Source organism: Inconstantimicrobium porci, assembly GCF_009696465.1.
GTDB lineage: Bacteria > Bacillota > Clostridia > Clostridiales > Clostridiaceae > Inconstantimicrobium > Inconstantimicrobium porci.
In genome coordinates, this window is sequence record NZ_VULX01000044.1 from 1 (window position 1) to 8,961 (window position 8,961).

Annotated in this window: 7 protein-coding genes; 4 read left to right on the plus strand and 3 right to left on the minus strand. The window is 32.8% G+C overall.

The features are described 5' to 3' along the window. Window positions 1–419 precede the first annotated feature (419 nt). On the plus strand, window positions 420–1,958 hold the full coding sequence (locus FYJ33_RS15400) for an ATP-binding cassette domain-containing protein (protein ID WP_154532774.1): 1,539 nt from the start codon (window positions 420–422) through the stop codon (window positions 1,956–1,958). A 117-nt stretch (window positions 1,959–2,075) separates the two neighbouring features. On the opposite strand, the gene FYJ33_RS15405 is transcribed toward FYJ33_RS15400, so the two are convergent. Continuing rightward, window positions 2,076–2,576, minus strand: a complete 501-nt coding sequence (locus tag FYJ33_RS15405; RefSeq protein ID WP_154532776.1) for a DUF3794 domain-containing protein — start codon at window positions 2,574–2,576, stop codon at window positions 2,076–2,078. Window positions 2,577–2,847: 271 nt separating this feature from the next. Between FYJ33_RS15405 and FYJ33_RS15410 the strand changes: the two genes are divergently transcribed. Further along, window positions 2,848–3,753 (plus strand): hypothetical protein, encoded by a 906-nt coding sequence (locus tag FYJ33_RS15410; protein ID WP_154532778.1) that lies wholly within the window; start codon window positions 2,848–2,850, stop codon window positions 3,751–3,753. 240 nt (window positions 3,754–3,993) lie between these two features. Beyond that, window positions 3,994–4,218: a hypothetical protein gene (locus tag FYJ33_RS15415; RefSeq protein WP_154532780.1), complete on the plus strand. Its 225-nt coding sequence runs from the start codon at window positions 3,994–3,996 to the stop codon at window positions 4,216–4,218. Window positions 4,219–4,284: 66 nt separating this feature from the next. On the opposite strand, the gene FYJ33_RS15420 is transcribed toward FYJ33_RS15415, so the two are convergent. Beyond that, window positions 4,285–4,428: a hypothetical protein gene (locus FYJ33_RS15420; RefSeq protein WP_154532782.1), complete on the minus strand. Its 144-nt coding sequence runs from the start codon at window positions 4,426–4,428 to the stop codon at window positions 4,285–4,287. A 900-nt stretch (window positions 4,429–5,328) separates the two neighbouring features. Here FYJ33_RS15420 and FYJ33_RS15425 point away from each other — a divergent pair. Beyond that, a complete protein-coding gene (locus FYJ33_RS15425; protein ID WP_154532784.1) occupies window positions 5,329–8,046 on the plus strand; it encodes a calcium-translocating P-type ATPase, PMCA-type in 2,718 nt (905 codons plus the stop codon). Window positions 8,047–8,167: 121 nt separating this feature from the next. Here the strand turns inward: FYJ33_RS15425 and FYJ33_RS15430 are convergent, their stop codons facing one another. Further along, complete coding sequence (locus FYJ33_RS15430) at window positions 8,168–8,737, minus strand: hypothetical protein (protein WP_154532786.1); 570 nt, start codon at window positions 8,735–8,737, stop codon at window positions 8,168–8,170. Window positions 8,738–8,961 lie beyond the last annotated feature (224 nt).

The window sequence follows — 8,961 nt, forward strand, 5'->3', positions numbered from 1 at the left end:
AGATTTATCATATACATAAAATAGATTTATAGGGAAGGGAAAAAATACAATTTATATGTAAAATAATGGATAATTAATAAAAAGTTTAAAAAGATATATTTTTGCCAACATTTACTTGACACAAACACTTGACACAAACATATTGATTTAAAAAGTATAATATGTTAGAATTTCCTTATTAAATAACGAAAAGGGTGGTAAGATGTTCAGATAACTTATAAATTGATCTAACAGAATACTTTTGGGTATTTCTGCGGCCATTTTATAGGTTATTTATATCATCTTACTGTTTTGAAGTAGAAATAATTATATATTTATAGTTATTTATAATTTTAGTATCTTAGTATCATGATATTTAAATCTGTTTTTTGGCATAGAAATGCCTGAAAGCAGATTTTTTTGTTACAGGAGATGATATTATGCTACAAATAAAGAATTTAAATATTACGCATCAAAAAGATTTAAGAACTATTATTAAGGATTTTTCAATTACACTTAATGATGGAGACAAGGCAGCAGTTATTGGTGAAGAAGGAAACGGAAAATCTACTCTTCTTAAGCTTATATATGATGAAAATTTAGTTGCAGATTATGCTGATTATAGTGGACAGATAATGAAGAAAGGTCTTATAATTGGCTATCTTGCACAGGAGCTTTCTGCAGAAGATAAGGAAAAGACAGCTTATGAATTCTGCTCAAAAGAATCATCTTTCTTTGACATTTCGCCAAAAGAATTATCAAGGATTTGTTCAGAACTGAATATAGATATAGAAATGCTTTATTCAGATCAAAAGCTAAAGAGTTTTTCTGGCGGTGAAAAGGTAAAGCTTCAGATTGCCTGCTTAATGATAAAAAATCCAGATGTTCTTCTTCTTGATGAGCCATCAAATGATATTGATATAGATACTTTAAAATGGCTGGAGAAATTTATCAACAAGACCAATGTACCAATCATGTATATTTCTCATGACGAAGTGTTGCTTGAAAACACAGCCAATATTATTGTCCATCTTGAGCAGCTTCAGAGGAAAAGAGTTACAAGGTATACAGTTAAAAAGAGTGGTTATACAGATTATGTTACAGAGAGATTAAGACTTTTTGAACATCAGGCCCAGGTTGCTAAAAATGAAAGGAACGAATATGAAAAGCAGCAGGAAAAGTTCAGACAGATACAGCAGAAGGTTGAGCATCAGCAGAATAATATCTCCAGAGGGGATCCTCATGGGGGCAAGCTGCTTAAGAAGAAAATGCACTCTATAAAATCACAGGAAAAGAGATTTGAAAAACAATACGAAAACTTTACTGAAATACCTGAGAGCGAAGACGCAATCTTCATTAAGTTCAGTGATAACATTGAAATGCCTAATGGTAAAACTGTACTTGATTATGAGAAGGATAAGCTTATGGTAGATGAGAGAGTTTTATCAGAGAACATAAAGCTTACGATAATGGGGCCACAGAAAGTATGTATTATAGGAAAGAATGGTGCAGGCAAAACAACACTTATTAAGGACATATACTCTAAAATGACTCAAAGGAAAGACATAAAAGTCTTTTATATGCCGCAGAATTATGAAGACTTATTAAACTTTGATGAAACTCCTATAGAATTCCTAAGTGAAACTTATGATAAAGAAGAAAATGTGAGGATATGTACATTCCTTGGAAGTTTAAGATATACAATAGAGGAAATGAATCATAAGATAAGTGAGCTGTCAGGTGGACAGAAGGCAAAACTTCTATTCCTGAAGATGACGATGAAAGGTTATGATGTACTCATTCTAGATGAACCAACAAGAAACTTTTCGCCACTTTCTAATCCAGTAATCCGTAAGATTTTAAAGAACTTTAAAGGTGCGATCATTAGTGTGTCCCATGATAGAAAGTATATAAAAGAAGTTTGCACAAAAGTATATGAACTAAATGAAAATGGAATCAAAACAACTGACATAGATTAAATAGAGAACGATGTAATTAATAGTGAATACTGCGAATTACATCGTTCTATATTTTTTTATTATAAAAAGAGTTTAAAATTAATTATGACAGTCTTTATAGACTTATTGTTGATTTGATTAATAAGGATAGAAATCATCCCTAAAATCGATATTATTGCATAATGAGCAAGCTTCATTATTACAGAAGCATGCAAGGTTTGCTGAGACTTTAGGGCGTGTATCTTTAACTAATATTATAACATCTATGCCAAGTATAAACTTAAATAATAATTCTCTGCAGTCACATCGATATATTTTACACTTATTGATACAAATATTGATGTCTTTTATCTTACTACATGGAGGTATAGCTATAAGCGTTGCAAATGGTAAAGAGCGTTCCTCACATATAATTTTGCTATAACAAGCATCAGAACAGTATTTAATCTTTATACAGACAAAGCCTTGAACTAATAATTTGTACTTATCATCACACATTATAATTTTGTACCTAAGGCTTTTGACGCAGATATCAGAGTCAACTATATGATCTACATTTCTACAGAATTTAAATGACTTTTTAAGATATAACTCTTTGCATATTGCCTTTATCTTGTCTTCATCACAACAATAATTCAAAAATATCACCACACAATATAGTATTATAGGATATTATATGACATGAGAAATATTATGTGTAAAAATAAACTGGTTTATTGTCGAAATATATTAAAGTTCAAGAAATTTAATTACTGATATAAGCAGAGTCTTTAAATCAAGTGACATGGCTGTAATCAGCATATATTTTGCATTCAGTAGGATAAAATTATTAAGATTTGTTAATGTTTTGATATCAATAACAGAAATTTTTCATAGAATATAGGGTATAAATTTTTTATGGAGTAATTAAATGATTATAAATAATCCACAGGAGTATTTTGTTATAGTTAGAAGCATTTCATGCACAGAGCTTGGACTGGGAGAAGATAGATGCTTTAGAAACGAAGGCAGCATGGGTAATGCAGGAAATGAGGATGATGCATCAAATATGTATAATCAAGGAAATAATGCCGGTTATCCAAGTAATATTTATTCTCAAGGTAATACGCAAGGTACAGGTTATCAGGGGAATACAGGAAATACGAGTTATCAAGGTGGTACAAACTATCAAGGAAACACAGGAAGTTCAGATGGCTCTGGAAATATGTATAATCCAGGAAGCATGAATTATCAAGGAAGTATGAGCGGTTTAGACAATCTTATTGAAGAAAGAGTAAAATATTTCTTCTTTAAGATAGCTGATCTTTGTGTTAATGCTAGTATGGATCAAGTCTATACAATATTAAAGACCGTATATACAGCAGTAATTAAGGCACATTTAAATTATGTACCATGTTTTGCAAAAGTGAAGAATGGTGAGGTTAAGGGAGTTACTGTTGATAGTGAGATAGAAAAGCAGCTTGATGAATTTAAGAAGTTGTATGAGTATCATGTAAATAAATTTGGCTGCACAACAGCAGCTAAATCATTAGATGAAAATACTTTCAATAGTAAAATCAACGAAATTGATACTGAAATAGATAATACTATTAAGAATTTAGTACCAAGGCTTGAAAATGCCTCAATGGATGATGTACTTAATTTATATTTACTAGGAATGAAGACAGTAATAGGACTTCTAGTTCAATATGTCCCTTGCTTTAACAAGGCACAGAATGGTGTTAATGGCATGTCTTTAGAGCAAATTGCAAATGTACATTATAATTATGTCCGTGATAAGTTTAAGGAATATACAAACACTTTGAAATGTAAGTAAATAGTGATTTTATGTGTTACATTGCAAATTACTTTCATAATATGTAACATGAATAAAATGTAAAGGATAGAAAATAAATGCCAGGTATTATTAATGGTTCAATATTAAAATTTCAGTCACAAGTAAAAGTACCTAGTGCAGGAAGTGCATTTGCTACTTTAAGATTTACCAACATTCACAATGCTTAATGCTTCAGGAGATCCAATTGGTACTGCAGCAACTGCTACTGTAAACTAGCCAATGAATGTGTATGATTTATCTGTAGTTGGTATACCAGTTACAATTCAGAAGGCTGCAGATCAGACAGTCAATGCAGTTTATACTTTCGCTACAATGAATGGAGAAGGACAGCAAAATTTAAAATACAAATTGGTAATTTATCCGAATGTAAACTGTACCTTCAATCCAGGAATAGATCCAGATTACGCAGCAGTTACAACTACTCTTAATTCATTAGAACAGTAAACTGTTAAAAGCAAGACGCAGCATAGTGAGTATATATTCACTATGCTGCGTCTTTTATATCAGTTTCTATAAAAAATTTTCTTTTGCTTCGCCACCAGATGCGCAAATTCCACAACCGTAATTTCCAGTGCAGTCTCCGCCATTACCACCCTGTAGAATTAAAAGGCCTGAGCCATTTTTTTTAACTGAGCCTTTTCCGCTTATTTTCAAAATTCCCTTTTCATTTCCTGTAATCTCTAGTGACTGGTTGTTGCTTATACATATACCAATATTATTATCACTAGAAATAAGTAATATGAATAATTTTTATAAAAAGTGATTAAAACAGTAACATAAAAGCTTAATGTTGCGAAGATAAATTATGATGTTTCTAATGAAAATTGTAATATTCATGCACAAAAAGTGAACAGAAGCATATTGTTTACTATAGATAAGATATTTCCAAGTAATAAAAATGACACTAAGAAGATAAAAATTAATTTAAAGCATACAAAGACTGATACCAGTCTTCGGAATATGGAAATCAAGATAAAATAATGAACTAAAAAATGTTGACAAGCCAAGCTAAATGTGCCATAATGAATATAAATTAAAAATGAAGATAAATTCCTGAGGGAGTAGTTTGCATATATTATATGTTACTAGATCAACAATCATGGCTGGTTCTTGTATCAGTCTGGTCTAGTATTAAAAAGCGAGACTCATGCATAACATTCTTGTTACGCATGAGTCTCGCTTTTTTTATGCATTATATATTTTTAAACTATAGAACGAAGGATTTTAACTCAAGTGCTTTTTAGGACTACAGATAAACTAGAATTTGAAAAAGATTAGAGAGATGAGAGTAGAGATAAGAGAACAGGATGAAATTAGTTCACTTTGTTTACTAATTTCTAAATTTTAATGGAGGTTTCACCTCCAAACTTCTGAGTTTTTAAACTAAGAAGAGTTTTAAAGAGGAGATTTCTCCTCTTTTGGGAACTCAGCTACAGCTGAGTTAAATCCTATGCTCTTAGCTCTTCGTTCTTAGCTCTTAATTGATCTACAAATTTCTTTTATCGTGAAGAAGATATTAAATTTATTTTTATAAAAGAGAGGAAGGGATTTACTATGAAGTATTATGGAAATAGCAAAGACGATGTGTTAAAAGAACTTTCAACTAGTTGTGTGTCGGGTCTTTCAAGTAATGATGTGTGTGAAAGACAAAAAAAGTATGGTTTAAATGAATTCTCAGTAAAAGAAGAGGGCAGCTTTTTAAAAGATGTTATTGATGCCTTAAAGGAGCCAATGATTGTAGTTCTTATTTTTGCAGCAGTTATCAGTGCAGCTATAGGAGAATACAGTGATGCGATAGGTATTGTGTGTGCAATATGCCTTGGTGTTGGTATTGGTCTTGTAACTGAAGGTAAATCAAAGAAAGCAGCAGAAGAACTTTCAAAGCTTACAGAAAATATAGATGTTAAAGTTTTAAGAGATGGCAAGGTTCAGCAGATACCGAAGAGTCAGCTTGTACCAGGAGATATAGTTTTCATAGAAACTGGTGATATGGCACCGGCAGATGGCAGACTTATTGACAGCATTAACTTAAAGGTAAGAGAGGACATGCTTACTGGTGAATCTGATGATGTAACTAAGAAACATGATGTAATTATAGGCATGGAAAAGGTCCTGTCTAAAAGTGGCGTTATAGAACAGGAACCTATTCCAGCTAAACAGATTAATATGATTTTTACAGGTACACTTGTAGCATATGGCAGGGGAACTATGGTTGTGACTGCTATAGGTGATAATACTGAAATGGGTAAGATTGCCCAAAACATTTCAGGTGTTGAAGAAGAGATGACTCCGCTTCAGGTTAAGCTTGGCAACTTAGGTTCACTTATTTCTAAGCTTTCAGGAGCACTTGCAGGACTTTTATTTATCTTTATGATGGTTAAGATGGTGACAGGTGGTGTACTAAATGTAGACACATCAGGATTTATGCCATTCTTAGAATCAATAGGTCCAGCAAAGACTGCTTTTACAGTATGTATTGCATTAATTGTTGCAGCAGTTCCAGAAGGTCTGCCTACTCTTGTTAATATGACACTTGCAGTTACAATGAACAAGATGGCAAAGATAAATGCACTTGTAACTAAGAAGGAAGCATGTGAAACTATAGGTTCAGTTTCAGTTATCTGCTCTGATAAGACTGGTACTCTTACTCAGAATAGAATGACAGTTGAAACTGTATATGTTGATGGAAAATATGTTGAAGACTCATCATATAAAAGCAGCAGCTACTTTACTGAAAACTGTCTTTTGAATTCTACAGCAGATATTGAAAAAGACGGTGACTCATTTAAGTATCTTGGTAGTGCGACTGAATGTGCGCTCCTTTTATACAATCTTGACAAGGATTATAGAAAAATAAGACATGAATCAGAGATTATAATACAGAAACCTTTTAATTCTCAGCTTAAGAGGATGACTACAATAATTAAGAGTGATAATGATACAGTAGCACTTCTTAAAGGTGCACCAGAAGTTATTCTTGAAAGATGCAGTTTTATTCAGAAAGATAATAGCATTGTAGAACTTACTGATGAAATAAGACAGGAAGTTTTAGCTGAAATTCAAAAGCTTCAGGTTAAGTCTATGAGAGCTTTAGGTTTTGCTTATGTAGTCATGGAAGAAGCAATGCTTGAAGCGTGTGCAGAAGCAGAGGGTGAAGTTACTGGTGGAGATTTTGTATTCAGCGGATTTGTCGGCATAAGGGATCCACTAAGACCTGATGTAAAAGAGTCTGTTGAAATTGCCCACAAAGCAGGTGTGCAGGTTAAAATGCTTACAGGTGATAACATCAATACTGCAAGAGCAATCGGACTTGAACTTGGTCTTTTAGATGGCGGTAAAAAAGCAGTAGAATCTTCATATATAGATACTTTAACTGATGAAGAATTAAGAGATGAAATAGGGGATATCGGAATCGTCGCAAGATCAAAGCCAGACACTAAGATGAGAATCGTTAATGCTCTTCAGAGAAATGAAGAAGTAGTGGCAGTTACAGGTGATGGTATCAATGATGCTCCAGCACTTTCAAAAGCAGATGTTGGTATTGCTATGGGAATATCAGGTACAGAAGTTTCAAAGAGTGCAGCAGATATCATCCTTACAGATGACAGTTTCTCAACAATAGTCAGAGGAATTGAATGGGGAAGAGGAATATATGAAAACTTCCAGAGATTTATCCAGTTCCAGCTGACTGTTAATATAGTTGCTTTCTTAATCGCAATTATCTCACAGCTTATGGGCAAGGAAATGCCATTTACAACTATCCAGCTATTATGGGTCAACATCATTATGGACGGTCCTCCAGCTCTAGCTTTAGGACTTGAGCCAGTAAGAAGACACGTGCTTGATAAGAAGCCAATCAACAGAAAAGCTAATATTATCAGCAATACAATGAAAGTTACTATTTTAATGAATGGATTATATATGATAGCAATCCTGTTATTACAGCAGAACTTTAATATATTAGGTGCATCAGAAGCTGAAAAAGAAACTGTAATGTTCTCAATATTTGCTTTCAGTGCTTTATTAAATGCATTTAACTGTAGAGAATTTGGCTTTGACAGCATTGTTCAAAACTTAACTAAGAACACAATATTCTTAAAGATAATTGCAGGTACTGCTGTTTTCCAGATAATATGTACAATGTTATTTAAGAGTTTCTTTAACACAGTGCCACTAAGCTTTGTTATGTGGGTTAAAGTAATTGCATTTTCAGCCAGCATAATTGTTGTTAATGAGATAGTGAAATTTATTGGAAGAAAAGTAAGGAATTAATTCAAAAAATGGTATAATGCAATTTCATCCTTTAGTAATCAAGGGGGTGGAGAGACATATGAAGAAACGAATTGGAGCGTGTTATGGCGGAGGCTTCGGAATATGTCTCTCCACCCCTACTTTACTTTGTTAGGATATTTTTTAATACAGTTATTATTACAGGTGATGATGAGGATGATACAACAGATTTTCTTATATTTATTGTTACTGTTACATTCTGACCAGCACCGCCGATTGATAAAGTAGCTTTATCTGTTATACTCTGAAGTGCACCTATATTGTCTGAAGCAGTAAATTGTAATTGAAGCTGTGTTCCTGTAGCACTTGGCAGAATTGTAGCTGGAGCAGCAAGATTTAGATCGTTAGTGCAAGTTAACTGGAAATTGACGGCGCCGCCTGAACTTACATACTTTCCTGTTGCGGCAGTAGAGAATGAAACTGCTGAATTGTTAGTTATATCTGTATCTACAGTAATACTTGCTGAATCACTTACATAAGTGTCAAGAGTAGCAATTATTACATCACCTGCAGCAATTTCCGTAGCTGCAACAGTAACAGTAGGTGCAGTTGTTCCGCCAAAAGTAACTCCTGTAGTTAATGCAGTACCGTTTTTAGTGACTCCATTTAGTGTGTCAGCACCTGTATACAGTGTTAATCCTGTTGGAAGAGTATCTATAATTACTTTAGCCATTTTATGAACTTAGAAAATAGATTGAAGAGGTGCTATTAGTAGTTTAAAGATAAATTACTATAGTTAGAGTATAATTTTTGTAGGCAGGAAAATTGATAAAAATAAAGGAGATGTAAAAACATCTCCCCAATACATAAATTATCCATTATAATTTAATTGTCGATATTAAATGAATGGAGCTGAGTTTATGTATGATTTAAGTTTAAATGAAAAAGGAATAAGTT